This window comes from Amycolatopsis rifamycinica (assembly GCF_000695625.1).
Lineage (GTDB): Bacteria > Actinomycetota > Actinomycetes > Mycobacteriales > Pseudonocardiaceae > Amycolatopsis > Amycolatopsis rifamycinica.
The window spans coordinates 220,918-246,645 of the sequence record NZ_JMQI01000073.1; the positions used below are offsets into that span (position 1 = coordinate 220,918).

At 74.2% G+C, this 25,728-nt stretch carries 13 protein-coding genes and 1 pseudogene; 9 read left to right on the top strand and 5 right to left on the bottom strand.

Annotation, left to right across the window (positions count from 1 at the left end):
• Window positions 1-19: 19 nt before the first annotated feature.
• Window positions 20-2,866, bottom strand: a complete 2,847-nt coding sequence (locus tag DV20_RS35880) for a glycoside hydrolase family 2 TIM barrel-domain containing protein (RefSeq protein WP_043787747.1) — start codon at window positions 2,864-2,866, stop codon at window positions 20-22.
• A gap of 226 nt (window positions 2,867-3,092) precedes the next feature.
• Window positions 3,093-3,600 (bottom strand): annotated as a pseudogene (locus DV20_RS44435) (hypothetical protein); the annotation flags it as partial.
• Between the two features lie 74 nt (window positions 3,601-3,674).
• On the opposite strand from DV20_RS44435, the gene DV20_RS35890 reads away from it, so the two are divergent.
• Complete coding sequence (locus DV20_RS35890) at window positions 3,675-4,580, top strand: glutaminase (protein WP_043787751.1); 906 nt, start codon at window positions 3,675-3,677, stop codon at window positions 4,578-4,580.
• 1 nt (window position 4,581) lies between these two features.
• Here the strand turns inward: DV20_RS35890 and DV20_RS35895 are convergent, their stop codons facing one another.
• Entirely contained in the window at window positions 4,582-5,199 is a 618-nt protein-coding gene (locus DV20_RS35895; protein ID WP_043787752.1) for a helix-turn-helix transcriptional regulator, read from the bottom strand.
• The gene (locus DV20_RS35900) at window positions 5,196-6,311 is read right to left on the bottom strand and encodes a threonine synthase (RefSeq protein ID WP_235191084.1); all 1,116 of its coding nucleotides are present in this window, start codon (window positions 6,309-6,311) and stop codon (window positions 5,196-5,198) included. The genes DV20_RS35895 and DV20_RS35900 overlap by 4 nt, the downstream gene beginning before the upstream one ends.
• A gap of 754 nt (window positions 6,312-7,065) precedes the next feature.
• Here DV20_RS35900 and DV20_RS35905 point away from each other — a divergent pair.
• From DV20_RS35905 to DV20_RS35935, 7 genes are all read left to right on the top strand, one after another.
• Entirely contained in the window at window positions 7,066-13,899 is a 6,834-nt protein-coding gene (locus DV20_RS35905; RefSeq protein WP_043787756.1) for a type I polyketide synthase, read from the top strand.
• 44 nt (window positions 13,900-13,943) lie between these two features.
• Entirely contained in the window at window positions 13,944-18,245 is a 4,302-nt protein-coding gene (locus DV20_RS35910) for a type I polyketide synthase (protein ID WP_043787804.1), read from the top strand.
• Window positions 18,242-18,547, top strand: a complete 306-nt coding sequence (locus DV20_RS35915; RefSeq protein ID WP_043787758.1) for an acyl carrier protein — start codon at window positions 18,242-18,244, stop codon at window positions 18,545-18,547. Before DV20_RS35910 ends, DV20_RS35915 begins: the two co-directional genes overlap by 4 nt.
• Window positions 18,544-19,347, top strand: a complete 804-nt coding sequence (locus DV20_RS35920; protein WP_043787759.1) for an alpha/beta fold hydrolase — start codon at window positions 18,544-18,546, stop codon at window positions 19,345-19,347. The genes DV20_RS35915 and DV20_RS35920 overlap by 4 nt, the downstream gene beginning before the upstream one ends.
• On the top strand, window positions 19,347-20,516 hold the full coding sequence (locus tag DV20_RS35925) for a glycosyltransferase (protein ID WP_043787805.1): 1,170 nt from the start codon (window positions 19,347-19,349) through the stop codon (window positions 20,514-20,516). Before DV20_RS35920 ends, DV20_RS35925 begins: the two co-directional genes overlap by 1 nt.
• Window positions 20,517-20,731: 215 nt before the next feature.
• Window positions 20,732-21,568: an SDR family NAD(P)-dependent oxidoreductase gene (locus DV20_RS35930; protein WP_043787806.1), complete on the top strand. Its 837-nt coding sequence runs from the start codon at window positions 20,732-20,734 to the stop codon at window positions 21,566-21,568.
• A gap of 57 nt (window positions 21,569-21,625) precedes the next feature.
• Window positions 21,626-23,656, top strand: coding sequence for an MDR family MFS transporter (locus DV20_RS35935; RefSeq protein WP_043787760.1), 2,031 nt, complete (start codon window positions 21,626-21,628; stop codon window positions 23,654-23,656).
• A 226-nt stretch (window positions 23,657-23,882) separates the two neighbouring features.
• On the opposite strand, the gene DV20_RS35940 is transcribed toward DV20_RS35935, so the two are convergent.
• Complete coding sequence (locus tag DV20_RS35940; protein ID WP_043787761.1) at window positions 23,883-24,716, bottom strand: PHP domain-containing protein; 834 nt, start codon at window positions 24,714-24,716, stop codon at window positions 23,883-23,885.
• A gap of 30 nt (window positions 24,717-24,746) precedes the next feature.
• On the opposite strand from DV20_RS35940, the gene ligD reads away from it, so the two are divergent.
• The gene (gene ligD / locus DV20_RS35945; RefSeq protein WP_043787762.1) at window positions 24,747-25,691 is read left to right on the top strand and encodes a non-homologous end-joining DNA ligase; all 945 of its coding nucleotides are present in this window, start codon (window positions 24,747-24,749) and stop codon (window positions 25,689-25,691) included.
• The last annotated feature ends 37 nt before the right edge of the window (window positions 25,692-25,728 follow it).

A 25,728-nucleotide genomic window follows, 5' to 3' on the forward strand; every position in this document is an offset into this window, starting at 1 on the left:
CGACGTCCGCGGGCCCGGATCACCGCGACGTATTCCCCGGCACCGCCCGGAACCACAGCGTGAACTCCGTCTTCTGCGGCACCAGCCGGTACCGCGGCAGCACCCCCGGCCCGCACGACGCCGTCCCGAGCCCGTGCTGGGCCACGTCCAGGGTCACGTGCACCAGCTCGCCCGGCACCAGGTCGTCGGTGTGCCGGGCCTCCTCCAGCTCGGCCGCGGTCCAGCGGCGGGCCGTGAAATCGAAGACCGGGTCGCCGTCCACCCGCAGGCCCGCGCCGTCCGGGTCCGTCAGCCGCAGCCACCGCACCGCCGTGCGGTTGCCGTTCTCCTGCGGGAACACGTACGGCGTCTGCAGCCCGTCGACGCTGCGGGAAAACCGGCCGATCCGCGCCGCCTGGCGGCTGTCCGGGTAGGCCTCGCCCGGGCCGCCGCCGAACCACTCCGCCGAGCCGAGCGTGCCCGGGACCGCCATCGCCAGCCCGAGCCGGGGGAGCGTGCCGGGGAACTCGCCGTCCGGGGTCACTTCGACCCGCAACCGCAGGCGGTCGCCGAACGCCGTCCACGTGTAGTCCGCGAACAGCCCGAACGCCTGTGCCGGCGGCGCCACCCGGGTGCGCACCACGAGCTCTTCGCCGTCGGCGTCGACGATGATCACCCGGTGCTGCAGCCGGTGCAGGCCGGCCTCGCGCCACTGGTCGGCGTCGGGCCGCCCCGCGAACGCACCGCGGTCGTTGTCGGTCGTCGCCCGCCGGACGTCGAGCCGCGGGCCCGTCACCACGTGCCCGCCGAGGGCCGCCAAGGCGCCCGTCACCGGGTCGAACCCGCCGACGCCCAGCACCAGCCGCCCGCCGGTGCGGAACACCGGCCCGCGGGGCGGCAGCGGCGCCGCGGCGGGGGCCGCCGACACCGCCAGCTGCCCCCACCCGACGACGTGCCCGGCCGGCGCCCACGCCGTCGCCGCGGTCAGCGACGCCGATACGGTCAGCCACGACTCGCCGCCCGTCGTCGGCAGTGCGGGCAGCGGCACCGAGACACTCTGTCCCGAGGGGACGGACGGAACCTCCAGAACGCCGTGGGCGACGGCGATTCCTTCGTCCTCGAGCAACCAGGTGAACGACAGGTGCCCGGTGCTCACGAAGTCGTAGTGGTTGCTCACCCGGATCCCGGCCGCGTCCGCCTCGATCCGGACCGGCTCGATCACCTTCGCGAACTCCAGCAGCCCCGGGGACGGCGTCCGGTCGGGGAAGAGCAGGCCGTCGATGACGAAGTTGCCGTCGTGGATCGGCTCGCCGAAGTCGCCGCCGTAGGCGAAGCGCCCGCCGTCGGCGAGGCCGTGGTCGATCCACTCCCAGACGAAGCCGCCCTGGCAGTTCGGGTAGCGCTCGAACAGCTCCCGGTACTCCAGCAGCCCACCCGGGCCGTTGCCCATCGCGTGCCCGTATTCGCACAGCAGGAACGGCAGGTCCCGCCGGCGCGCGTTGGCGTCCTCCCGGCGGCCGATCTTCCCGACCTCCTCGTGCGTGGCGTACATCCGGCTGTGCACGTCGACGTAGGCGCAGTCGTGGTCGCCTTCGTAGTGCACCGGCCGGGACGGGTCGCGCTCGCGCACCCACGCCGCCATCCGCGCGAGGTTCTCACCGGTGTGGCTTTCGTTGCCCAGCGACCAGAGGATCACGCTGGGGCGGTTCTTGTCCCGCTCCACCGTGCGCCGGATCCGGTCGAGGTACGCCTCGGCCCACCTCGGGTCGCCGCTGGGGTTGCCCGCCCAGCCCAGGAGCTCGAAACCGTGGGTCTCCAGGTCGCACTCGTCGATCACCCACAGGCCGTGGGTGTCGCACAGCTCGAGGAACGCCGGATCGGGCGGGTAGTGGCTGGTCCGGACCGCGTTGACGTTGTGCCGCTTCATCAGCAGGACGTCGGCGAGCGCGGTCTCCGGCGGCACCACACGCCCGGTGCGCGGGTGGTGCTCGTGGCGGTTCACTCCGCGCAGCATCAGCGGGCGGCCGTTGACCTTGAGCTGCCCGTCCTCGATCGTCACGGTCCGAAACCCGATCCGCACCGGCACCCGCTCGGCCGCGGTGGCCAGCGTGCCCTCGTACAGCCGCGGGGTTTCGGCGCTCCACGGCTCCACCGGGCGCTCGAGCGGTTCTCCGGCCGGGTGCCCGGCGACGCCCAGTTCGGGGATGTCCAGCACGACGTCCGGGCCGGTTTCGACCCGCAGCGTGCCCAGACCGGTGGTGTGGTCGTAGTCCGCGTGGACCCGGTAGTCGCCGATGCCGCCGGCGGGGCGGGCGAGCAGGGTGACGGCGCGGAAGATGCCCGAGAGCCACCACATGTCCTGGTCTTCGAGGTAGCTGCCGGCCGACCACTGGTGCACGCGCACCACGAGGACGTTCCCCGACGGCCGCAGCAGCGGGCCGACCTCGAACTCCGAGGGGAGCCTGCTGCCCCGCGTGACGCCGAGTTCGGTGCCGTTGAGCCAGATCCGGCCGCACGAGTCGATGCCGTCGAAGCGCAGCACGGCGGACCCGGCGGGCCACTCGGCGGGCAGGTCGAACCGCAGCCGGTGGTCGCCGGTCGGGTTGTCCGACGGCACGTGCGGCGGGTCGACCGGGAAGGGGTAGGGGACGTTCGTGTAGGCCGGACGCCCGTGGCCGTGCAGCTGCCACAGCGAAGGCACCGGCAGTTCGTCCCACGCCGAGTCGTCGAACCCCTCGGCCTCGACCCCGATCGGCGCGGCCGCCAGGCTCGGGGACAGCCGGAACCGCCAGGTGCCGTTCAGCGACAGCGCCGACGCGTCGGAGGTGAAGGCCGCGCGCGGCGGAAGGGCCCCCCAGCCGGGGCCGGGGTCTTCGAGGTACGACATGGGTTCCTTCCGGCTCTCCGCCTGGGACCGGGAACGTTCCCGACGCCCCGGAGTGTGCTGCGCGGCCGGACAGGGTGTCAAGGGATTCGGTGGATTCACGCAGGTGGAGCCGGGTGTGGGTGATCATGGGCGCCGTTGTCCGGGTCGGCCGGGGATTGAGGCGGATTCGCGGAGGTGGAGAGCGGACGATCGGTGACGCGGGGCGAGGGGAGCCGCGGCGTCCGCGTTACCCGAGCGGGGTGCGTTCGCGGCGCTTCACGAAACGCCAGCCGACCGCGAGGACCACGGCCAGGACCGGGATCGAAGAGAACGCGATCCTCTCGGCGCCGTCCGAGAAGCCCATCAGCGCCACCACCAAGGCCAGGAAGCCCAACGTCGCCCAGCCGCTGTAGGGCGCCCACGGCATCCGGTACGACGGGCGCTCCAGCTCGCCGCGTCAGCAGCGCGACGCCGACGCCGGCCGGAGACAGTCCACTGTGGTCGGTCAGGTTGTGCGCGCCGGCGGGCGTGCCGCCGATGTCCGCGCTCGTCAGCCCGCCGAACACCTTCACCGACAGCAGGTTCACCGCCAACAGGACGCCCAGCGCGATCAACGCGGTGATCCACTGCGGCACGTCGGGCAGCCACTTGTGGACGTAGATGGTGACCGCGGTGATCTCGGCGATCCCGGTCATCGCCCAGAGCTTGCCGCCGGCGCCGAGGAAGAGCCCGACGCCGATCGCGCCGCCGATGGCGGGATCACGGCCGTTCGATCCGCCGAACCGGGGTGCCCGCCGCCCGCGCCGGAGCGCCTTCTACGCTCGGGTTCGTGGATCTCGCGGCGCTGCTGGACCGGATAGCCGACGACGTTGCGACCGACATCGGCCGCGGCGTCGTCGCGGACTACATTCCCGCGCTGGCCAGGGTCGAGCCCGGGCGGTTCGGCATGGCGGTGGCCGAAGTGGACGGTGCCGTGCACGGCGTCGGCGACTGGGAGCGCCCGTTCTCCGTGCAGAGCATGTCCAAAGTGTTCACCCTGGCCCTGACCCTTTCGCGCGGCGACGGCGTGTGGGCCCGCGTCGGCCGCGAACCGTCGGGTGATCCGTTCAATTCGCTGGTGCAGCTCGAACACGAGGACGGCATTCCGCGCAACCCGTTCATCAACGCCGGCGCGCTGGTGGTCACCGACGAACTCGCCCGCCACGGCGACGCGGCGGACGCGCTGCTCGCCTTCCTCCGGCAGGAGAGCGGCCGCCAGGAGATCACGGTGGATCCCGAGGTGGCGGCTTCGGAGGCCGGGCACGCCGACCGCAACCGCGCGCTCGCGTACTTCATGGCTTCCTACGGCAACATGCGCCACCCGGTGCCGTCGGTGCTGGACCAGTACGTCCGCCAGTGCTCGATCGCGATGAGCTGCGCCGACGTCGCCCGCTCGGCGTTGTTCCTGGCCCGCCACGGTCTGCGCAACGACGGCTCCCGCCTGCTCGGGCTCAGCGCGGCGAAGCGGATCAACGCGGTGATGCTGACGTGCGGCACGTACGACGCGGCGGGCGAATTCGCCTACCGGGTCGGCCTGCCGGGCAAGAGCGGCGTGGGCGGCGGCATCCTGGCGATCGTCCCGGGCCGGTGCGCGGTCTGCGTCTGGAGCCCGGGACTGGACGCCCGCGGCAACTCCGTGGCCGGGGTGGCCGCGCTCGACCGGTTCACGACGCTGACCGGCTGGTCGATCTTCTGAGTCAGCGCAGGTAGTTGTAGACGCTCGCCCGCGAGATCCCGAGCAGCTCGGTCAGCGACGGCACCGCGTTCTTCAGCTCCAGGAACCCCCGCTCCTTCAACGACCGCACGAGGTCCTTCTTCGCCGCCGCCGGCAGGCCGCGCGGGGTGTGGCCGCGCTCGGCCGCGTAGTCCTCGACCGCGGCGCGCAGCTCGCCGGCCGTCCGGGCGCGCAGGGACTCGGTGAGCGGGGCCGGTTCGCCGGTGGCGGCCAGCCGGGTGAGGGCGTGGGCCGCCGAGCCGAGCAGGGAGACGTCGAGGTTGAGGCACAGCGCCGCGACGTACTCCCCGGCCGAGTTGCGCAGGCCGATCGACGTGCTCTTCGCCGGCCGCCCGTCCGGGAACCGGTTCGGGTAGTTCTGCAGCACGTCCGGGAACTCCGCGTCGGCGATCCGGGCCAGCCCCAGCTCGGTGGCCGGGTCGCCGACCGCGCGCCCGGACAGGCCGCCCTCGATCGCGCGCACCGCGTGGGCCGGGTCGCGCAGGTCGTGCAGCACCACCTCGCACAGGCCCGGGAACATCCGGCCGACGGCGTGGGCGATCTTCTCCGCCTCGCGCAGCAGCAGCTCGTCCTCGGTCATCCGATCAGCTCCCGCAGCCGGTCCGCCGCCTTCAGCCCCGAGCCGGTGAGCACGACGACCGTGGTCTCGCCGGGCCGGATGGCCCCCCGCGCGCGGAAGACGCCGATCGCCGCGGCGGCCGTCGCGCTGGTGGGCTCCGCGTAGAGGCCGAGGGACGCCAGGCGGCGGGCGGCCGCGGCGATGTCGTCCTCGGCGATCGCCGCGGTGTCCCCGCCCGAGCGCCGGATCGCCGCGACGACCTCCGGCAGTCGCACCGGACGGCGGATCGCCGTCCCTTCGGCGACCGTCGGCGCGAACCCGGGCGGCTGCCGGTCGTGGAAGGCCGCGTCGACGGGGGAGCAGTTCCGCGGCTGCGCGACGAGCAGGCGCGGGCGCCGCGCGATGGACCCGGCGGCCAGCAGCTCGCCGAACCCGAGGTCGCAGCCCAGCACGATGCTGCCCGCGCCGGCCACCGTGACGACGGCGTCGGGGGCGCGGAAGCCGAGGTCCTCCCACAGCTCGTAGGCGAGGGTCTTGGTGCCCTGCAGGAAGAACGGGTGCCAGTTGTGGCTGGCGTAGGTGGTGCGGTCCGAGCGGCGGACGGCCTCGGCGGCGGTGTCGTCGCGGGTACCCGGCACCAGCTCGACGGCCGCGCCGTACGCGCGGGTCTGCAGCACCTTCGCCGGTGACGTCCCTTCCGGCGCCAGGACGGTCGCCGCGATCCCGGCCGCGGCGCTGTAGGCCGCCACCGACGAGCCGCCGTTCCCGGAGCTGTCCTCGAGCAGCTCCCGCACCCCGGCGCCGGCCAGCGCGGAGACCATGACGCTGGAGCCGCGGTCCTTGAAGCTGCCGGTCGGGCTGAACCATTCGAGCTTGAACCGGACCTCGGTGCCGTCCCAGACCCGCGGGACCAGGGGAGTGCAGCCTTCCCCGAGCGACACCGGGCGGAGGTCGCCGGGCAGCGCGGCCCGGTACCGCCAGAGCGAGCGGACGCCGGTGTCGACGTCGTCCGGGCGCAGGCCGCCCAGCGGCGCCACGGTCAGCGGGGCGCCGTCGTCGCCACGCCAGCGCACCGCGTCGCCGGGGTACCGCGCTCCCGATCGCTCGTCGGTGTACCAGTACTCCACCGTCACCTCCCGGTCCTGGACGAACGGTCCAAGTCTAGACGTACTGTCCAGTACTACTCCCGAGTACGCGAAATGTCTTCAGCTTCTTCTCAGGAAAAGCCGGTAACGGACAGGCGGAAAATTTCGATCACGCGTGTCGCTCAGGTGCGCCGCCGACGGTCGCTCGAATACGGGCCGGCGTGCTCGCGGCGGTGCCCGTGGCCTCCGGCGTCCCTCGTTCGTGGTCTCGTGAGCACCGAGAATTCCGGAGCGTGACCAATCCACAGTGGACGTCCGTGGTGGCGCGGGAGTGGCGCCACGTATTCTTCGGGCGATTGTTTCCGCGACTCCGTAAAACGCCGGGAAATCGGCGCGAAGAATCGGCGTCGGCCGGTGGGCGCGGATCGGTGAAGGAAGCGCCGGCACCCGTCTGCTTTACCGCCGGGATAAGCGGCGGAGCTCGCGGCGAAACCTCGGAGCGACGGTCGACGTGGTCCGGAGTGGTCAACCGCGCGGCGTCCACCGGACGGGATGGCCTGCGCCGTCCGGCGGCGCGTGGCGGGTGGACCACGCCGCGGAACCGGTCCACCGCGGCCGGCTGGGCCCGCTTCGGCACCGGGAACGTGACGGTGACGTTAAATTCTTGCGCCCTCGGCCTGGTCCATCCCGAATTTTCTGAACCTCGGCGATGAAATCGTGGTCACTTGTTGACGGCACGGGCGGGAACCCGCTTAAGTACCTCCCGTTACCCTTCACCCTTTCGTGCGTAGCGGGAGTTCCCATGCGTCTCTCGAAAGACGACTCCGTGCCGGCCGGGTTGGTCGTCGCCGTGTCGCCGCTGCGATGGCCGTCGGCGCGCGGGGTCGCGGCCGCCGCCCGCGGAGGCGGGCTGGGCGTGCTCGACCTGACGGCCGGGGGCACCACGGCCGCGGAAGAGCTCGCGCTGCTGGGCGAGTGGGGTATCCCGGCGTTCGGGGTCCGGCTGGCACGGCCGGCGGACCTGCCCGAAGCCGCGACCACCGTGCTGCTGACCGAGGACGCCGAGTGCGCGCCGCGGGACTTCCCGGGCCGGCGGGTGCTGGCCGAGGTCAGCTCCCGCGCCGCGGCCGGCCGGGCGGCCGCCGCCGGCGCCCACGGCCTGATCGCCCGCGGGCACGAATGCGGGGGCCGGGTCGGGGAGCTGAGCACGTTCGTGCTGCTCCAGGCCCTGCTGGCCGACGATGGCCTCGGTGTCCCGGTGTGGGCGGCGGGCGGCATCGGGCCGCACACCGCCGCGGCCGCGGTCGCGGGTGGCGCGGCCGGCGTCGTCGTCGACACCCAGCTCGCCCTGCTGCCGGAAGCCGAACTCCCGGCCGCGCTGACCACCGCCGTCACCGGTCTCGACGGCTCGGAGACGACCGTCGCCGGCGGCGTCCGCGTCCTGGCCCGGCGCGGCACCGAGCCTCTCGAAGCCGGCCAGGACGTCTTCCTCGCCACCCGGTTCCGCGACCGCTGGGGCACGGTGACCGCGGCGGTGCGCGGCCTGGCCGACGCCGTCGGCGCGGCCCTGCGCCTGCCGGACGCGGTCCTCGGTCCCGGCAGCGCGGGCAGCCGCGCCCTCGGCACGGCGCTGCCGGTCGCCCAGGGCCCGATGACCCGCGTCAGCGACCAGCCCGCCTTCGCGGCGGAGGTCGCCGCGGGCGGGGCGCTGCCGTTCATCGCCTTGGCCCTCTCCGGCCCGGAGCAGACCCGTGACGTGCTGGAACGGACCCGCGCGGCCGTCGGCGACGCGCCATGGGGCGTCGGTGTCCTCGGCTTCGCCGCCGACGACGTGAAGGCCGCGCAGCTGGCGGTCATCCGCGAGCTGCGGCCCACGCACGCGATCATCGCCGGCGGCCGGCCCGCACAGGCCGTGGCCCTGGAAGACGCCGGCATCGCCACCTTCCTGCACGTGCCCTCGCCGGGCCTGCTGAAGCAGTTCCTCGAGGCGGGTGCCCGCAAGTTCGTCTTCGAAGGCTCGGAGTGCGGCGGCCACGTCGGCCCGCGCACCAGCTTCCCGCTGTGGGAGGCCCAGCTCGGCGTGCTCGCCGACTTCCTCGCCGCCGTCCCGGACGCGGCCGCGGACCTGCGGCTGCTGTTCGCCGGCGGCATCCACGACGAGCGCTCGGCCGCGATGGTGGCCGCCCTCGCCGCCCCGGTGGCCGCCCGGGGCGCGGCGATCGGGGTGCTGATGGGCACCGCCTACCTCTTCACCCGCGAGGCCGTCGACGCCGGCGCGGTGCGCCCGCTGTTCCAGCGCCGGCTCCTGGACGCCGAGCACACCGATCTGCTCGAAACCGCGCCGGGGCACGCCACGCGCTGCGTGCGCAGCCCGTTCACCGAGGAGTACGCGGCGATCAAGGCCGGCCTCGCCGAGCGCGGCGTGCCGAGCCGGGACGCCTGGGAGCAGCTGGAAACCCTCAACGTCGGGCGGCTCCGCCTGGCCAGCAAGGGCATCGAGCGCGTCGGCGACGAGCTGCGTGACGTCGGCGAAGACCGTCAGCTCGCCGAAGGCATGTTCATGGCGGGCGAAGTGGCCGTGCTGCGCTCGGCCGTCACCACGATCGCGGAACTGCACCACTCGGTGGGCGAAGGCGCGAACGCGTTCCTGCGCGCGCGGGCCGCGGCGTTCGGCGCCGCCGAGGCGGAACCGGTGGCGCCCGCGCCCCTGGACATCGCGATCGTCGGCATGGCCTGCATGTTCCCCCAGGCCCCGGACCTGGCCGCGTTCTGGGCGAACGTCCTCGCCGGCGCCGACGCGGTCACCGAAGTGCCCCCGCAGCGCTGGGACACCGCGCTGTACTACGACCCCGAGGGACAGGGGGAGCGGACGCCGTCGCGCTGGGGCGGCTTCCTGCCCGAGATCGGCTTCGACCCGCTGCGGTACGGCATCCCGCCGTCGTCGCTGGCCAGCATCGAACCCGTGCAGCTGCTGGCCCTGGAGGCCGCGCACCGGGCGCTGGCCGACGCCGGCTACGCCGACCGCGCGTTCGACCGGGCCCGGACGTCGGTGGTGTTCGGCGCCGAGGCGGGCAGTGACCTGTCGAACGCGATGACGCTGCGCTCGGTGCTGCCGTCCTACGTGGGCGAACTGCCGTCCGAACTGGACGAACGGCTGCCGCGGATCACCGAAGACTCCTTCCCCGGCGTGCTCGCCAACGTCATCGCCGGCCGGATCGCCAACCGGCTCGACCTGGGCGGGGCCAACTACACCGTCGACGCCGCGTGCGCGTCCTCGCTCACCGCGGTCGACGTCGCCTGCAAGGAACTGACCGCCGGCACCAGCGACCTCGTCCTCTGCGGCGGCGCGGACCTGCACAACGGCATCAACGACTACCTCCTGTTCGCCTCCGCCCACGCGCTTTCGCCGACCGGGCGGTCGGCGACGTTCGACAGCGCGGCGGACGGCATCGCGCTCGGCGAAGGCGTCGCCTGCATCGCCTTGAAGCGCCTCGCCGACGCCGAACGCGACGGCGACCGCGTGTACGCCGTGATCAAGGGCGTCGGCGCGGCCTCGGACGGCCGCGCGCTCGGCCTGACCGCGCCCCGGCCCGAGGGGCAGCACACCGCGTTGACCCGCGCCTACCGCAACGCCGGCGTCTCGCCCGCGCGCGTCGGCCTGGTCGAGGCGCACGGCACCGGCACCGTCGTCGGCGACCGGACCGAGCTCGGCACGCTGACGAAGGTGTTCACCGAGGCCGGCGCCGCGCCCGGCGGGTGCACGATCGGCTCGGTGAAGTCCCAGATCGGGCACACCAAGTGCGCCGCGGGCCTGGCCGGGCTGATCAAAGCCGCGCTCGCGGTGCACACCGGCGTCAAACCGCCGACGCTGCACCTGTCGGCGCCGAACCCGGCGTGGGACCCGTCGACGAGCCCGTTCGTGTTCCAGACGACGGCGCAGCCGTGGACCGCGCCGCCGTCCGAGCGGCTCGCCGGGGTCAGCGCGTTCGGCTTCGGCGGCACCAACTTCCACGTGGTGCTCGCCGCGCACGACGGCGTGCCGCCCGCGCAGGCCGCGGACGAGTGGCCCGCCGAGCTGTTCACCTTCACCACGGAATCCGCGGCGCGGACCCTGCTGGAGCTGGCCACCGACGTCCCGGCGGGACGGCAGCCGTGGCGGCTGCGGGACCTCGCCCTCGGCGCGTCCCGGCGAGCCGAAGCGGCGGGCGGCCGGATCCGGCTCGCCGTCGTCGCGTCCACTGTGGACGAGCTGGCCGGCTCGCTGCGCAAGGCGCTGGACGGGCTCGACGCCCCGGGCGTGTTCCGCGCCGGCGAGGACGAACCCGGCGACGTCGCGGTGCTGTTCCCGGGCCAGGGCAGCCAGCGGCCGGGCATGTTCGCCGAGCTGTTCGTCACCTTCCCCGAACTGCAGCGGTACCTGCGCCTGGACCCGGCGACGGTCGACGTCGTCTTCGGGCCGGCGGTGTTCGGGGAGCGGGCGCGGCAGGCGCAGGCCGAGCGCGTCACGGACACCCGCGTCGCCCAGCCCGCGCTCGGGGTCACCGGGCTCGCGGCGTTCCGGCTGCTGACCCGCGCCGGCGTGCGGCCCTCGATGCTCGGCGGCCACAGCTACGGCGAACTGACGGCGCTGGCCGCGGCCGGCGCGCTCACCCCCGAAGCCCTGCTGCACGCCAGCCACGCGCGAGCCGGGGCGATCGTCGCCGCGGTGCCGCCGGACGACCCGGGCGCGATGGCCGCGGTCTCGGCGGGCGCCGCGGAGACCGGGAAGGTCCTGGCCGACGCCGGCCTCGGCGCCGTCGTCCTGGCCAACCACAACTCGCCGAAGCAGACGGTGATCTCCGGGCCGACGGCCGACGTCGAGGCCGCCGTCGGGCACCTGCGGGCCGCCGGGCTCGGGGCGAAGCGGATCCAGGTCGCGTGCGCGTTCCACAGCTCGCTGGTGGCGCCGGCGGGAGAGGCGTTCGGCCGGGCCCTGGACGCGATCGGCGTCGTGCCGCCCGAGGTCCCGGTGTACGGCAACCGGACGGCCGCGCCCTACCCGGCCTCGCCGGACGCGATCCGCGGCGAGCTGGCCGCCCAGCTGGGCGCGCCGGTCCGGTTCGTCGAGCAGATCGAGGCGATGTACGCGGCCGGGGCCCGGGTGTTCGTCGAGGCCGGGCCCGGGGCGGTGCTGGCGAAGCAGGTCGCGGCCATCCTCGGCGACCGGCCGCACCGGACGGTCGGCTTCGAACAGCCGGGCCGCCGCGGCCTGCCGGGCTTCCTCGGCGCGCTGGCGCGGCTGGCGGTGTCCGGGGTGCCCGTCGAGACGGGCTGGCTGTTCCGCGGCCGCGACGCGGTCGACGCCGGCACCGCGCCCCGCCCGAAGCGTCCCGGGTGGACGGTCGACGGCCACCTGCTCCGCGCGGCGGACGGCACGATCCCGGCCGGCGCCCTCCGCCCGGCGGAGCGGATCTCGCTCGGGGTGGCGGCGGCTCCGCCGGCGGCCACGTCGGAGGCGATGGTCGCCGACTTCCTGCGCACGAGCCGCGAGATGATCGCGGCTCAGCGGGACGTGCTCCTGGGCTTCCTCGGCAGCGAGACGCCGTCGCCGGTCCCGCCGCCGATCACGGTGCCGGTGATCGAGCCGCCCACGGCGGCGCCGGTCGTGGCGCCGGCGGCGGTGCCGGTGCCGGTGTCGGTGCTGGAGACCGTGGTGGCGGTGATCGGGGAGCGGACGGGGTATCCGGTGGAGATGATCGAGCCGGACCTCGATCTGGAAGCCGACTTGAGTGTGGATTCGATCAAGCGCGCCGAGATCGCGGGCGAGCTGGCGTCCCGGCTGGGGCTGGCCGGCGGTGACGTCGAGGAGTTCGCGAAGGCCCGCACCGCGGCGGCGATCGCGGAGCTGATCGGTGACCAACGCCCCGAGCCGGCGCCGATCCCCGCGCCGGCGGCGGTGTCGGTGCTGGAGACCGTGGTGGCGGTGATCGGGGAGCGGACGGGGTATCCGGTGGAGATGATCGAGCCGGACCTCGATCTGGAAGCCGACTTGAGTGTGGATTCGATCAAGCGCGCCGAGATCGCCGGGGAACTGGCCACCCGCCTGAACCTCGACCCGGGTGGTGACGTCGAGGAGCTGGCCAAGGCCCGCACCGCCGCGGCGATCGCCGAGCTCATCGGCGGCGAGCGCCCGAAGGTCACCTCGGGTGCGTTGAGCGCACCGAAGGCCGCCCTGGAGCCCGCCGGGTCGGCCGAGCCCGCGCCGCTCGTCGTCGCGCCGAAACGTCTGGTCATGGCCGAGGTCGAGCTCGCCTCCGCCGGGACCTCCGACGTCGCCGGGCGGACTTTCCTGGTGCTCGGCCGCGGTGCGCTCGCCGAGGCCGTCCGGACGCGCCTCGCCGGGCTGGGCGCGTCCGCCGAGGTCGCCGACGAGGTCCGCGGCGGGTTCGACGGCGTCCTCGTCCTCCCGGACGACCGGCCCGTGCTGCCCGCCGCCTTCCCCCGGTACCAGGCCGCCCTCGCGACGAAACCCGCCTGGCTGCTGACCGCCGGACCGGGCGAAGGCTTGCGCGGCTTCCACCGCAGCCTCGCCCGCGAATACCCGGACACGCTCACCCGCGTCGTCGAACTGGCCCCGGACGAAACCCCCGGACGACAGGCCGCCGCCTTCGTCGAAGAGCTGTCCACAGTGGATCGGGAACCCGTCGTGGTCCGAAAAGGCGAACACCGCCTGGGCTTCCGGATGACCGAACAGGACCTCGGCCCGCTCGGCGCCAGCGGCGCGGGCCCGGCGGGCGACGGCGCGGCCGAAGCCGCCGCGATCGGGCTGGACCGCGACTCGGTCGTCCTGCTCGTCGGGGGCGCCAAGGGCATCACCGCCCGGTTCGCCACCACCCTGGCCGCCGCCGCCCGGTGCCGGGTCGAACTCCTCGGGCGGACGCCGGTCCCGGCGGCGGACGAACACCCGCGGGCCGGGACGGCGCGGGACCTCCGGGCCGCGCTCATCGCGGCCGGGCTGAAGAGCCCCGCCGAGATCGAACGGACCGTCCGCCGGATCCAGGGCGAACGCGAGGTCCGGCAGACCCTGGCCCAGCTCGAAGCCCTCGGCAGCCCGGCGCGCTACCAGTCGGTCGACATGCTCGACGCCGAAGCCGTGCACCGCGCGGTGAAGGAGATCCACGCCGAGCACGGCCGGCTCGACGGCATCGTCTACGCGGCGGGCGTGATCGAGGACAAGCTCGTCGCCGAGAAGACGCCGGAGTCGTTCGAGCGCGTGTACGGCACCAAGGTCGACGGCGCCCGCACCCTGCTGGAGGCGACCGCCGACCTCCCCGACGAGCCGGCGTTCGTCGTCCTGTTCGGCAGCATCGCCGCGACACTGGGCAACCGCGGCCAATCCGACTACGCCGCCGCCAACGACGCCCTCGAGACGCTCGGCCACCGGTGGCCGGCCGGACGCGCGGTGACCGTCCACTGGGGACCGTGGGCCCCGACCGGCGAGCACGACGGCATGGTCACCCCCGAGCTGATGCGCGACTACGCCCGCCGCGGCGTCGCGCTGATCGACCCGGAGGAGGGCACCCTCGGCCTGCTGCGCGAGCTCGCCTGGGGGCGCCCGGAGACCAGCGCCGTCGTCCACACCGCCTCGGGCTGGTGACGCGGATGCCGGACCCCGTGACCGGCCGGGTCGCCATCGTCGGGATGTCGGTCCTCCTGCCCGGCGCCCCCGACCTGGCGAGCTACTGGCGCAACCTCGCCGGCGGCGTCGACGCGATCACCGAAGTGCCCCCCGGCAGGTGGGACGGCGTCCACTACGCCCCGGACGAACAGCGCCGGGCCGACCGCGTCTACTGCCGTCGCGGCGGGTTCGTCGACGAACTGGCCGAAGTGGACGTCACCGGCTTCGGGATCATGCCGAACTCCGTGCCGGCCACCGAGCCCGACCAGCTGATCGCTCTCCGCGTCGCGGCGCAGGCCCTCGCGGACGCGGGCGGCCCGGACCGGCTGCCCGCCGACCGCGCGAAGGTCGGTGTCGTGCTCGGCCGCGGCGGCTACCTGACCCCCGGGCTGGTCCGCCTCGACCAGCGCGTCCGCACCGCCAGCCAGCTCGTCCGCACCCTCGGCGAGCTGCTGCCCGACCTGGACGCCGACCGGCTCGAGGCCGTCCGCCAGGCCTTCACCGACCAGCTCGGCCCGGAGGCGCCCGAGTCCGCGATCGGGCTGGTGCCGAACCTGGCCGCGTCGCGGCTGGCCAACCGCCTCGACCTGCGCGGGCCCGCGTACACCGTGGACGCCGCCTGCGCGTCCTCGCTGATCGCCGTCGACCACGCGGTGCGCGAGCTGGCCACCGGCCGGTGCGACGTCGTCCTCGCCGGCGGGGTGCACCACTGCCACGACATCACCTTCTGGAGCGTGTTCACCCAGCTCGGCGCGCTGTCGCCGTCCGAGCGGATCCGGCCGTTCCACCGCGACGCCGACGGCGTGCTGATCGGCGAAGGCACCGGTGTCGTCGTCCTCAAGCGCCTCGCCGACGCCGAGCGCGACGGCGACCGCGTCTACGCCGTGATCACCGGCACCGGCGTCGCCTCCGACGGGCGGACGGCGAGCCTGGCCAGCCCCGACTCCGGCGGTCAGGTCCGGGCCGTCCGCCAGGCGTGGGCCGCGGCGGGCCTCGACCCGGCCGCACCCGACTCGATCGGCCTGCTGGAGGCGCACGGCACCGCGACCCCGGCCGGCGACGCGGCGGAACTGGCCACCCTGGCGGCGGTGTTCGGGAGCACGGGCTCCGCCGTGCTGGGCTCGGTCAAGTCGATGATCGGCCACACGATGCCCGCGGCCGGCGTCGCCGGGCTCGTCAAGGCGGCCCTGGCCGTGCACCACGGCGTCCTCCTGCCCACCCTGCACTGCGACGACCCGCACCCCGGGCTGGCCGCGACACGCTTCTCGACGTTGGACGCCGCCGCGCCGTGGGACGCGCCGGTCCGCCGCGCCGGGGTCAACGCGTTCGGCTTCGGCGGCATCAACGCCCACGTCGTGCTGGAGCAGGCGCCGGGCCGCGCGAAGCCGGTCGCGGTGCGCGAGCCCGAACGCGTGCTGCGGCTCGCCGCGCCGACCGTGGAAGCGCTGCGCGAGGCGTTCGACCGGCCCGGGACGCCGGAGAGCGGCGACGGGCCGGTCCGGCTCGGCGTCGTCGACCCGACGGAGAAGCGGCTGGCCCTGGCCCGGAAGGTGCTCGCGCGGGGCCGGGCCTGGCGCGGCCGCAACGACGTGTGGTTCGCCGACCGTCCCCTGCTCGGGCCGGGCGGCGGCAAGATCGCGTTCCTCTTCCCGGGCCTGGAATCGGAACTCACGCTGAACTGCGGCGACGTCGCCCGCCACTTCGGCCTGCACTGGCAGCACGCGGACGTCGAGGTCGGCGACGTCGGGCGCCAGGGTGCCGCGGTGTTCGAGCTGGGCCGGTTGCTGCACAGCGCCCTCGGCCGGCTCGGCGTCACACCGGACGCCGTCGCGGGACACAGCCTCGGCGAGTGGACGGCGATGGCCGTGGCGGGCGTCTACGCCGAAGACGAGGTCGACGCCTTCCTCGGCGGCTTCGACCCGGACGCGCTCGTCGTCCCGGGCCTGGCCTTCGCCGCGATCGGCGCGCCCGCGCCCCGGGTGACCGAGGAGCTGGCCGGGCGGGCCGACGTCGTGCTCTCCCACGACAACTCGCCGAACCAGGCCATGGTCTGCGGTCCGGAAGCGGCGGTCGGCGAGCTCGTGCGGCGGTTCCGCGACGCCGGGATCGTGGCGCAGGTGCTGCCGTTCCGGTCCGGCTTCCACACCCCGATGCTGCGGCCGTACCTGGACCCGATCCGCGAAGCCGCCGAGCGCTTCACCCTGCACCCGCCGTCCCTGCCGCTCTGGTCGGCGACGACGGTGTCGGAGTACCCGGCGGCCGAAGCCGAGGTCCGCGACCTGTTCGTGCGCCACCTGCTGCAGCCGGTCCGGTTCCGCCCGCTCGTGCGAGCGTTGCACGACGCCGGGTTCCGCGCGTTCGTGCAGGTAGGTGCCGGGCAGCTCGGCTCCCTGGTCGGCGACACCCTGCACGGCGAGGAACACCTCGTCGTGGCGGCGCACTCGGCGCAGCGGCCCGGGCTGGCGCAGCTGCGCCGGGTCGCGACCGCGCTGTGGGCCGACGGGCTCGACGTCGGCTTCGGCCGCCTGCCCGGCGAGCGCCCGGCGACGCCCAAGGCGGTCAAACTCGACCTCGGCGGCCGCCTGATTTCCCTGGACGACCAGGTCCGCGCGCGGATCGCGCTGCCCGCCGGCCGCCAGTCCACGGTGGACGACCTGGCCGCCAAAGGCCCGCTCGCCGCCGAGTTCGCCGCTCTGCTGGCCGACACGGCCGACTTGGCGTCCACCGTCCTCGGCGGCCGCCCCGACACGGCACTTTCCCCTGAAAGTGCCCCAAGTGGTCACTTTCACGTGAAAGTGCCGCCGCCGCGGGAGCTGGAGACCACGCTCACCGTGTCGCTCGAGGCGATGCCGTACCTGCTCGACCACTGCTTCTTCAAGCAGCCGCCCCAGGCCGAGCCGGGGGACCGGTGGCCGGTCGTGCCGGCCACCACGGTGATCGACCACCTGATGCGGTTCGCCGAGCAGGCCGCGCCCGGCCGCCACGCGGTCGCCGTGCACGACGTGCGGCTCAGCCAGTGGATCACCGCGGTCCCGGCGGTCACCGTGCCGGTGCGGGTCCGGCCTCAGGGGCCCGATCGGGTGCACGCGGCCCTCACCGGCTATTCGCAGGCCGTCGTGGAGCTCGCCCCGCAGTACCCGGCCGCGGCGCCGGCGCCGTGGCGGTTCCCGGCGTCGGCCGAACAGGTTCCCGAAACCACGGCGGCCCAGCTGTACGACGAACGCTGGATGTTCCACGGCCCGCGGTTCCAGGGCGTCTCCGAGCTCACCGCCGTCGGCGAACGGCACGTGCGGGCCGTGCTGACCACGCCCGCCGCGCCCGGCGCGCTGCTCGACAACGTCGGTCAGGTGCTCGGCTACTGGATCATGTCCCGGCTGCCCGAGCGGACCACCGTCTTCCCGGTCGCCATGCGCGAAATCCGGTTCCACGGCCCGCACCCGGCCCCGGGCGCGCGGCTGGAGTGCCTGGTCCGGATCACCGGGCTGACGGAGGAGTTCCTCGACGCGGACATGCAGCTCGTCCACGACGGACGAGTGTGGGCCGAGTTCACCGGCTGGCGCGACCGGCGGTTCGACAGCACCGCGCACATCCGGCAGGCCGACCGCACGCCCGAGCGTTCGACGCTGTCGCACGAGCAGCCGGGCGGCTGGGCGCTGGTGTGCGAGCAGTGGCCGGACCTGGCCACCCGCGAACTGATCATGCGCAACTACCTCGCCGGCCCCGAGCGCGACGCCTACGAACGCCGTCCACCGCGCGGGCGGCGCCAGTGGCTGCTCGGCCGGATCGCGGCCAAGGACGCGGTCCGCCAGTTCCTCTGGGCCCGCGGCGAGCCCGAGATGTTCCCCGCCGAGCTGCGCATCGGCAACGACGAGGCCGGCCGGCCGGTCGCGACCGGCGCCTACGGCCGGGCCCTGCCGCCGGTGACGATTTCCGTGGCGCACCGCGGCGAAGCCGGGGTGGCGATCGCCCGGTACGGGCCGTGCGGCATCGACGTCGAGGAAGTCGTCGCGCGCTCGCGGTCCACTGTGGAGGCCGCGCTCGGCCCGGGCGAACTGGCGCTGTTCGCGAGCCTGTCCGGCGACCCCGAGCGGTGGTTCGCCCGGTTCTGGACGGCGAAGGAGGCCGTCGCGAAACTGCGCGGCACCGGCCTGCGCGGCGAACCCCGCGACTTCGCGGTCGTCGCGGCGACGCCGGAAGAACTGATCGTCCGCGTCGACGGCGACGAACACCGCGTGTGCTGCGCCGACGTCGAGAACCCGCCTGGTGCCCCGCCACGCCGCTACGTCGTCGCCTGGACCGAAGAGACGAAGGAGACCGCCGGATGAGCATCGAGACCACGGCCGCGAACGAGGTGACCGTGCTCGCCCAGCTGGGCGGGATGCTGCGGGAGCTGCTCGAGGAGTACGGCCTCGACGACGCCGAGATCACCATGGACACGACGTTCCACGACGACCTCGAACTGGAGAGCGTCGACCTGGTGGCGCTGTCCGGGCAGCTGCGCGAGCGCTACGGCGACCGCGTCAACTTCGCGACCTTCATCGCCGAGCGCGACCTGGACGAGATCATCGCGCTGACCGTCGGCGAGCTCGTGCGGTACATCGTCGCCTCCCTGCGGGCGACGGAGTGAGCCGGATCCGCGCGGGCGAGCTGGACGTGCACGTCCAGCGGCTCACCCCGGACGTGCCGCTGGACGGCGACGCGCCGATCGTCGTCTGCGTCCACGGCCTGCTCACCGACAGCCTGGCCAGCTACTACTTCACCCTCGGCCCGGAGTTCGCCGCGCGCGGGCTCGACGTGCTGATGTACGACCTGCGCGGGCACGGGCGGACGACGCGGCCGGCGTCCGGGTACCACCTGGAACGGTTCGTCGACGACCTCGTCGCGGTCCTCGACGCCTCCGGCGTCACCCGGCCGGTGCACGTCGTCGGCAACTCCTTCGGCGCTTCCGTGGCGTTCGGGCTGGCCACCGCCCGGCCCGACCGGGTGGCCAGCGTCGTCGTGCTCGAGGGCGAGCCGCCGACCGAGGAGTGGACCCGGCACATGGCCGACGGGCTGGCCGACGCCAAGACCCGGCTGGCGCTCGACGAGGTCATCGGCTGGATCGCCGACAACCACGGCGCCCACACCGCGCGGCTGTCCAAGGCCGCCAACAGGATCCTGCAGACCACCACGATCGCCGAGGACATCCCTCGCAGCGCGACGATCGCCGCGGACCTCTCGGCGGTGCGCTGCCCGGTGTTCGCGATCTTCGGCGGCGACTCCGGGCTCTCGGCGCAGGTGCCGCACTTCGAGACACACCTGGACGGCCGCTGTGTCGTGCTGCCCGACCAGGGCCATTCGGTGCTGGTCGAGCGGACCGCGGAGATCACCGAGCTGATCTTCGGGTGGGTCCGCGACACTTCGCGCACGCGGGCGCGGGTGCGGTAGTGGCCCGGTACCTCTTCGTCGTCCCGCCGCTGGTCGGGCACGTCAACCCGGCCGTCGGCGTGGCGGCCGAGCTCACCGCGCGCGGCCACGAGGTCGCCTGGGCCGGCCACGACGACCTGCTGGGGCAGCTGGCCGGTCCGGAGGCGCTCGTGTTCTCGTGCGCCGTGCCGCGGGAGCCGCCCGTCCGGCCGGCCGGGCTGAAGGGCCCGGCGGCGCTGCGCTTCCTCTGGCAGGACTTCCTCGTTCCCCTGGCCGACGCGATGGCCCCCGGCGTGGCCGCGGCGCTGGCGGCGTTCGAGCCGCACGTGGTGGTCGCCGACCAGCAGGCACTGGCCGGCGGGGTGCTCGCCGAAGCCGCCGGCCTGCCGTGGGTGACGTCGGCGACGACGTCGGCCGAGCTCGTCGACCCCCTGGCCGGGATGCCGAAGGTCGGGGAGTGGGTCGGCGCGCTGCTCGACGGGCTGCGCGCGCGGATCGCCGGCGGCCGGGGCGCGGCGGACCCGCGGTTCTCGCCCCACGGCGTCCTCGCGTTCACCACCCGCGCACTGCTCGGCGCGGCCACCCTGCCGCCGTCGGTCCGGCTCGTCGGGCCCGCCCTCGGCGCGCGGCCGTCCACGACGGACTTCCCGTGGGAGTGGCTCGACCCGCCGCGGCCGACGGTGCTGGTTTCCCTCGGCACGGCGAACACCTCGGCGGGAGCCGGGTTCCTGACGGCGACGGCGGAAGCGTTCGCGGGCCTGCCCGCGCGCGCGGTGATCGCCGACCCGGGCGGCGTGCTCGGCGACGTCCCGCCGAACGTCCTGGTGCGGCCGCGGGTCCCGCAGCTGCCGCTGCTGGCGCGGATCGACGCGGTGCTGTGCCACGCCGGCCACAACACCGTCTGCGAAACCCTGTGGCACGGCCTCCCGCTGGTGGTGGCCCCGATCCGCGACGACCAGCCGATCGTGGCCGCCCAGGTGGTCGCGGCGGGCGCGGGAATCCGCCTGCGGTTCGGCCGCGCGGACGCGGCCCGCATCGCGGCCGCGGTGACGGAGGTCCTGACGGAACCGGCGTACCGCCGCGCGGCGGAGACGGTGGCGGCCTCGTTCCAAGCGGCGGGCGGCAGCGCGGCGGCGGCCGGGCACCTGGAGCAGCTGGCGCTGGAAAGCCTGGCGCACCTCGCACGCTGAGGCCGGTGGATCCGGTGGGGCGGCTGGTGTTGGAAGGCTGGCGTTGGAAGGCCTGGCGCACGTCGCGCCCTGAGGCCGGTGAATCCGGCGCGGCACGGGCGAATCGACGGTGCAGATGGACGCGCAGAACGCCGGTGCACCCGCTTTCCGCGGCGCACAAGGCTTTCGGTGGCCTGGACGCGCAGCCGGGCCGTTCCCGGGTCACACTGGGAGCCATGGGCTTCCTGGACGGGCGGGCCGTGGTGATCACCGGAGCCGGACGCGGGCTGGGGCGGGCGTTCGCGCGGCACGCGGCCGGGAACGGCGCCGCGGTCGTCGTCAACGACGTCGACGCGGAACCGGCCCGCGAAACCGTGGCCGCGATCGCCGCCGACGGCGGCACCGCCGTGGCGAGCGTCGGGTCGGTGGCCGACGCCGAGTACGCCCGGTCGCTGATCTCCCTGTGCGGCAGGCGGTTCGGGGCCGTGGACGGGCTCGTCAACAACGCCGCCGTCGGCTACCACGCGCCGCCGTGGGAGGACGACGACGCCGAGCGGGCCCGGGCACTGGTCGAGACCAACGTGCTCGGTCCGCTCCACTGCGGCACCGCGGCCGCGAAGGTCATGTGCGCGCAGGGGCGTGGCGTCATCGTCAACGTCACGTCGGGGTCCATGATCGGGCAGCGCCGCGCCGCCGCCTACTCGGCGTCGAAGGGCGCGGTGGCCTCGATGACCTACTCGTGGGCCGTGGACCTGGCCGAACACGGGGTGCGCGTCAACGCCGTCAGCCCGATCGCCTGGACCCGGCTGATGGCCGCCGATCCGAACGGCAACCCCGACGCGCCGCCGCCCGAACGGGTGGCGCCCCTGGTGACTTACCTGCTCAGCGACCTCTCGGCCGGCGTCACCGGGCAGGTGCTGCGGCTCGCGGACGGGCACCTGCACGCCGTCCGGCAGCCGGGCATCATCCGGCCCGTCCTGCGCCGGGACAACTGGACGGTGGAGGAGATCGCCGCGGCCGTCGGCGGCGAGCTCGTCCTCGAGTCACCGCCGCGGGAACGCTGGACGCTCTGAGCGGACCACCGGAACGGGTGGCTATCCACAGTGGACGCCCGCTACTAGCTTGGAGAGATGACGGCCACCGCGGAGGTCACCCCCGGCGCCGCGGCGCCGCCCGCACTGAGCCGCGGCCGGGTCAACGCCGTGTTCGGCGCCGTGCTGCTCGGCATGCTGCTGGCGGCGCTGGACCAGACCATCGTCGGGACCGCGCTGCCGACCATCGTCGGCGACCTCGGCGGTGCCGGGCACCTGTCCTGGGTGGTGACGTCCTACCTGCTGGCCGAGACGATCATGACCGTGGTCGTCGGCAAGCTCGGCGACCTGTTCGGCCGCAAGCTGATGTTCCAGCTGTCGGTGATCGTGTTCGGCGTCGGCTCGTTCTGCGCCGGGTTCGCCGACAGCATGGTCTGGCTGATCGTCTGGCGCGCGGTGCAGGGGCTGGGCGGCGGCGGGCTGATGGTCACCTCGACCGCCCTCATCGCCGACGTCGTCCCGCTGCGCGAGCGCGGCAGGTACCAGGGCGTGCTGGGCTCGGTGTTCGGCGTGGTGACCGTGGCCGGGCCGATGCTCGGCGGCTTCTTCGTCGACCACCTGTCGTGGCGGTGGGCCTTCTACGTCAACATCCCGCTGGTCGTCGTGGTGCTGGTGGTGGCGTCCTCGGCGATGCCGAACGCGCGCGCGGCGGTCAAGCCGGTCATCGACTACCTCGGCATCCTGCTCATCGGCCTCGCCGCGACCGGCCTGACCCTGGTGACGAGCTGGGGCGGCACGCAGTACGCGTGGGGCTCGCCGGTGATCATCGGGATGGCGATCGGCTCGATCCTGCTGCTGGGGGCGTTCGTCTTCGTCGAACTGCGGGCGAAGGAGCCGATGCTGCCGATGCGGCTGTTCCGCAACCCCGTGTTCACCGTCGGCGGGATCATGAGCTTCGTCGTCGGCTTCGCGATGCTCGGTGCGCTGTCCTACTTGCCGACGTACATGCAGTACGTCCAGGGCACGTCCGCGACGACGTCCGGGGTGCGGCTGCTGCCGATGGTGCTGGCGCTGCTCGTCGCGTCGATCGCCGCGGGCAACGCGGTGAGCCGGACCGGGCGGTACAAGATCTTCCCGCTGGCCGGGGCGGCGGGCATGACGATCGGGCTCTACCTGCTTTCCCGGCTGGACACCGGCACCGGGTTCTGGGAGGCGTCGGCGTACATGGCCGTGCTGGGCCTGGGCATCGGGCTCGGCATGCAGGTGCTCACCATCGCCGTGCAGAACACCGTCGACTACGCCGACCTGGGCGTCGCGACCTCCGGCGTGACGTTCCTGCGTTCGATCGGCAGCTCGTTCGGCGCGGCGATCTTCGGGACGGTGTACGCGAACCAGCTGACGCCGAACCTGGCCGCGGTTCCGGTGCCGCCGGGCGTCGACCCGCGGGCGCTGCAGGTGCCGACGGCGTTGCACGCCCTGCCGGAGTCGGTGTCGGCCCCGGTGATCAAGGCCTACAGCGACTCCCTGCACGTCGTGTTCCTCGCCGCGGCCCCGGTCGGCCTGGTGGCGTTCGCGCTGGCGTTCTTCCTCAAGGAGGTCCCGCTGCGGGACACGGCCCGCGCGGCGGCCCCGGACCTGGGTGACGGCTTCGCGATGCCGGAGGCGCGCACCGACGACCGCGAGCTCGAGCGCGCGGTGGCGACGCTGTTCTTCCGCGAGCGCCGTCAGGTGGCGCCGGCGATCGCCGAGCGGGCCGGAGGCGACCTCGACGAAGGCGGGATCTGGTGCCTGCTGCAGGTCCACCTGCGGCGACGCCGCGGCACGCCGGCGACGCCGCGGGCGATCGGCGAGTACTTCGGCGTGCCCGCACCGGTGCTGGAGCCGGCGTTCAACCGCCTGGAGCTGACCGGGCACCTGCGGTACACGCGGGAGGGCTGGGAGCTGACGGCCTCGGGCCGGGAGGAGTTCGGGAAGGTGGTCCGGGCCTGGCACGACTGGCTGGCCGACCGCCTCGGCGACTGGGGAACGGCCGACCGCGCCGAACTCGACGCGGCCATCGGCCGGGTCGCCGGCCGCCTGATGGACCAGAGCGCGGAGTCACGAACCTCCGGCCGCCACGCTCTCACCTGACCCCGCCACTTTCCCGGGGAAAGATCCGCCCCGTAATGCGCCACTTTCCCTGGGAAAGTGGCGCCTCGGGGCTGGTCAGCCGCGCCGGAGGTCGTGGGGGCCGGGGCGGAAGGTGTCTCTTTCCCTGGGAAAGTGGCGCCTCGGGGCTGGTCAGGGGCGCCGGAAGTCGTGGGGGCCGGGACGGAAGGTGTCTCTTTCCCTGGGAAAGTGGCGCCTCGGGGGCTGGTCAGCGGCGCCAGAAGTCGTGGGGGGTGCGGCCGGGGCGGAAGCCGCAGGACTCGGCCAGGGCCGCGGCCTCCGCGAAGCCGTGGCCGACCAAGCCCGGCTCGTGGGCGTCGCTGCCGAAGGCCACCGCCTCGCCGCCGGCCTGGTACCACCAGCGCACCACCGCACCCGGCAGCGGCACCTTGGTGTTGACCTCCAGCGCGCGACCACTGCGGGCCAGCGCGCGCAGCACCGTGCGGAACTCCTCCTCGAACTCTGCCGCCGCGAACGGCGGCCCTTCGCCCGGCCACGACCGCAGCGGGTAGTCGATGTGCGCGAGCACCGCGAAGTCCGCCGTCGACTCGACCAGCTCCAGCACCTCTCCGAGGTACGCCCGCAGCAGCTCGCCCGGCGGCTGGTCCACCACGGTCACCTCATGGTGGTGCTCGCCGTCGGGCAGGGAATGGACCGAACCCAGCACTCGATCGAAGTCGTGGGCCGCCAGCAGCGCGTCGGCGCGCGGGCGGTGCCAGTGCGGCTCGCTCAGCTCCACGCCCGAAAGGATCCGCAGCCCGGGGAACCGCGAGCGGCACTCCTCGACGCACGCCAGGTACCCGGAGACGTCGAGGTCCGGCGGCTCCAGGACGCCGTCCGGGCGCAACCGCACCCGGAAGTGCTCCGGCAGCACCGGCCGGACCGGCTCCGGGATCAGCCACGGCGTCAGGTCCGCGTGTTCGGTGAACGCCACCGACGGCAGGCCCACCTCGATCGCCCGTTCGCACGAGCCGATCATCGATCCGGTGACCGTGTCCCAGGACCATTCGGTGTGGACGTGACCGTCCGTCGGAAGGCTCACCGAGCCACCGTAGCGAGTAGCGTCTGCGCCATGGCGGACAAGGCTGTAGAGCTCGAAGTCGGGCACCGGACCGTCCGGATCTCCAACCCGGACCGGGTCTACTTCCCGGCCCGCGGCGAAACCAAGCTCGACCTGGTCAACTACTACCTCTCGGTGGGCGACGGCATCGTCAACGCCCTGCGCGAGCGGCCCTGCATGCTGCACCGCTTCCCGTCGGGCGTGGCGGGGGAGAAGGTGCACCAGAAGCGCGTGCCGAACGGCGCGCCGCCGTGGCTGGAGACCGTCCGGGTCGACTTCCCGCGCTACGGCCGGCACGCCCACGAGCTGTGCGTCACCGAACTCGCGCACGTCGCGTGGGCCGTCCAGATGTCCACAGTGGAGTTCCACCCGTGGAACTCCCGCCGTGCCGACACCGAGAAGCCCGACGAGTGGCGCATCGACCTCGACCCGATGCCCGGCTGCGGCTACGACCGCGTCCGCCGGGTCGCACACGTCGCCCACGAGATCCTCGACGAGCTCGGGGCGGTCGGCTGGCCGAAGACCTCCGGTGGCCGCGGCCTGCACATCTACGTCCGGATCGAACCCCGCTGGGGCTTCTCCGACGTCCGCCGGGCGGCGCTGGCCTTCGCCCACGAGGTCGAACGGCGGGCGCCGGACGACGTCACCACGACGTGGTGGCGCAAGGACCGCGACCCGCGGCTGCTCTTCGTCGACTACAACCAGAACGCGCGTGACCACACGATCGCCAGCGCCTATTCGGTTCGCGGCAATCCCGAAGGGACGGTCTCGACGCCGATCCGCTGGGCGGAGATCGACGACGCCGAGCCGGGTGACTTCACCATCGCCACGGTTCCGGCCCGGTTCGCCGAGCTGGGCGACCTTCACGCCGGGATCGACCAGGCCGTCTTCTCCCTCGAGCCGCTGCTGGAGTGGGCCGACCGGGACGGCGTGGAGGAGCCACCCGACTCCGACTGACGTATTTCCCGCGGCTGGTCGTGCGTGGTGAGGCGGG

Coding starts and splice junctions, on each gene's coding strand:
- DV20_RS35915 (WP_043787758.1), top strand. CDS start 18,242: ATGAGCATCGAGACCACGGCCGCGAACGAGGTGACCGTGCTCGCCCAG.
- DV20_RS35930 (WP_043787806.1), top strand. CDS start 20,732: ATGGGCTTCCTGGACGGGCGGGCCGTGGTGATCACCGGAGCCGGACGC.
- DV20_RS35905 (WP_043787756.1), top strand. CDS start 7,066: ATGCGTCTCTCGAAAGACGACTCCGTGCCGGCCGGGTTGGTCGTCGCC.
- ligD (WP_043787762.1), top strand. CDS start 24,747: ATGGCGGACAAGGCTGTAGAGCTCGAAGTCGGGCACCGGACCGTCCGG.
- DV20_RS35910 (WP_043787804.1), top strand. CDS start 13,944: ATGTCGGTCCTCCTGCCCGGCGCCCCCGACCTGGCGAGCTACTGGCGC.
- DV20_RS35880 (WP_043787747.1), bottom strand. CDS start 2,866: ATGTCGTACCTCGAAGACCCCGGCCCCGGCTGGGGGGCCCTTCCGCCG.
- DV20_RS35895 (WP_043787752.1), bottom strand. CDS start 5,199: ATGACCGAGGACGAGCTGCTGCTGCGCGAGGCGGAGAAGATCGCCCAC.
- DV20_RS35935 (WP_043787760.1), top strand. CDS start 21,626: ATGACGGCCACCGCGGAGGTCACCCCCGGCGCCGCGGCGCCGCCCGCA.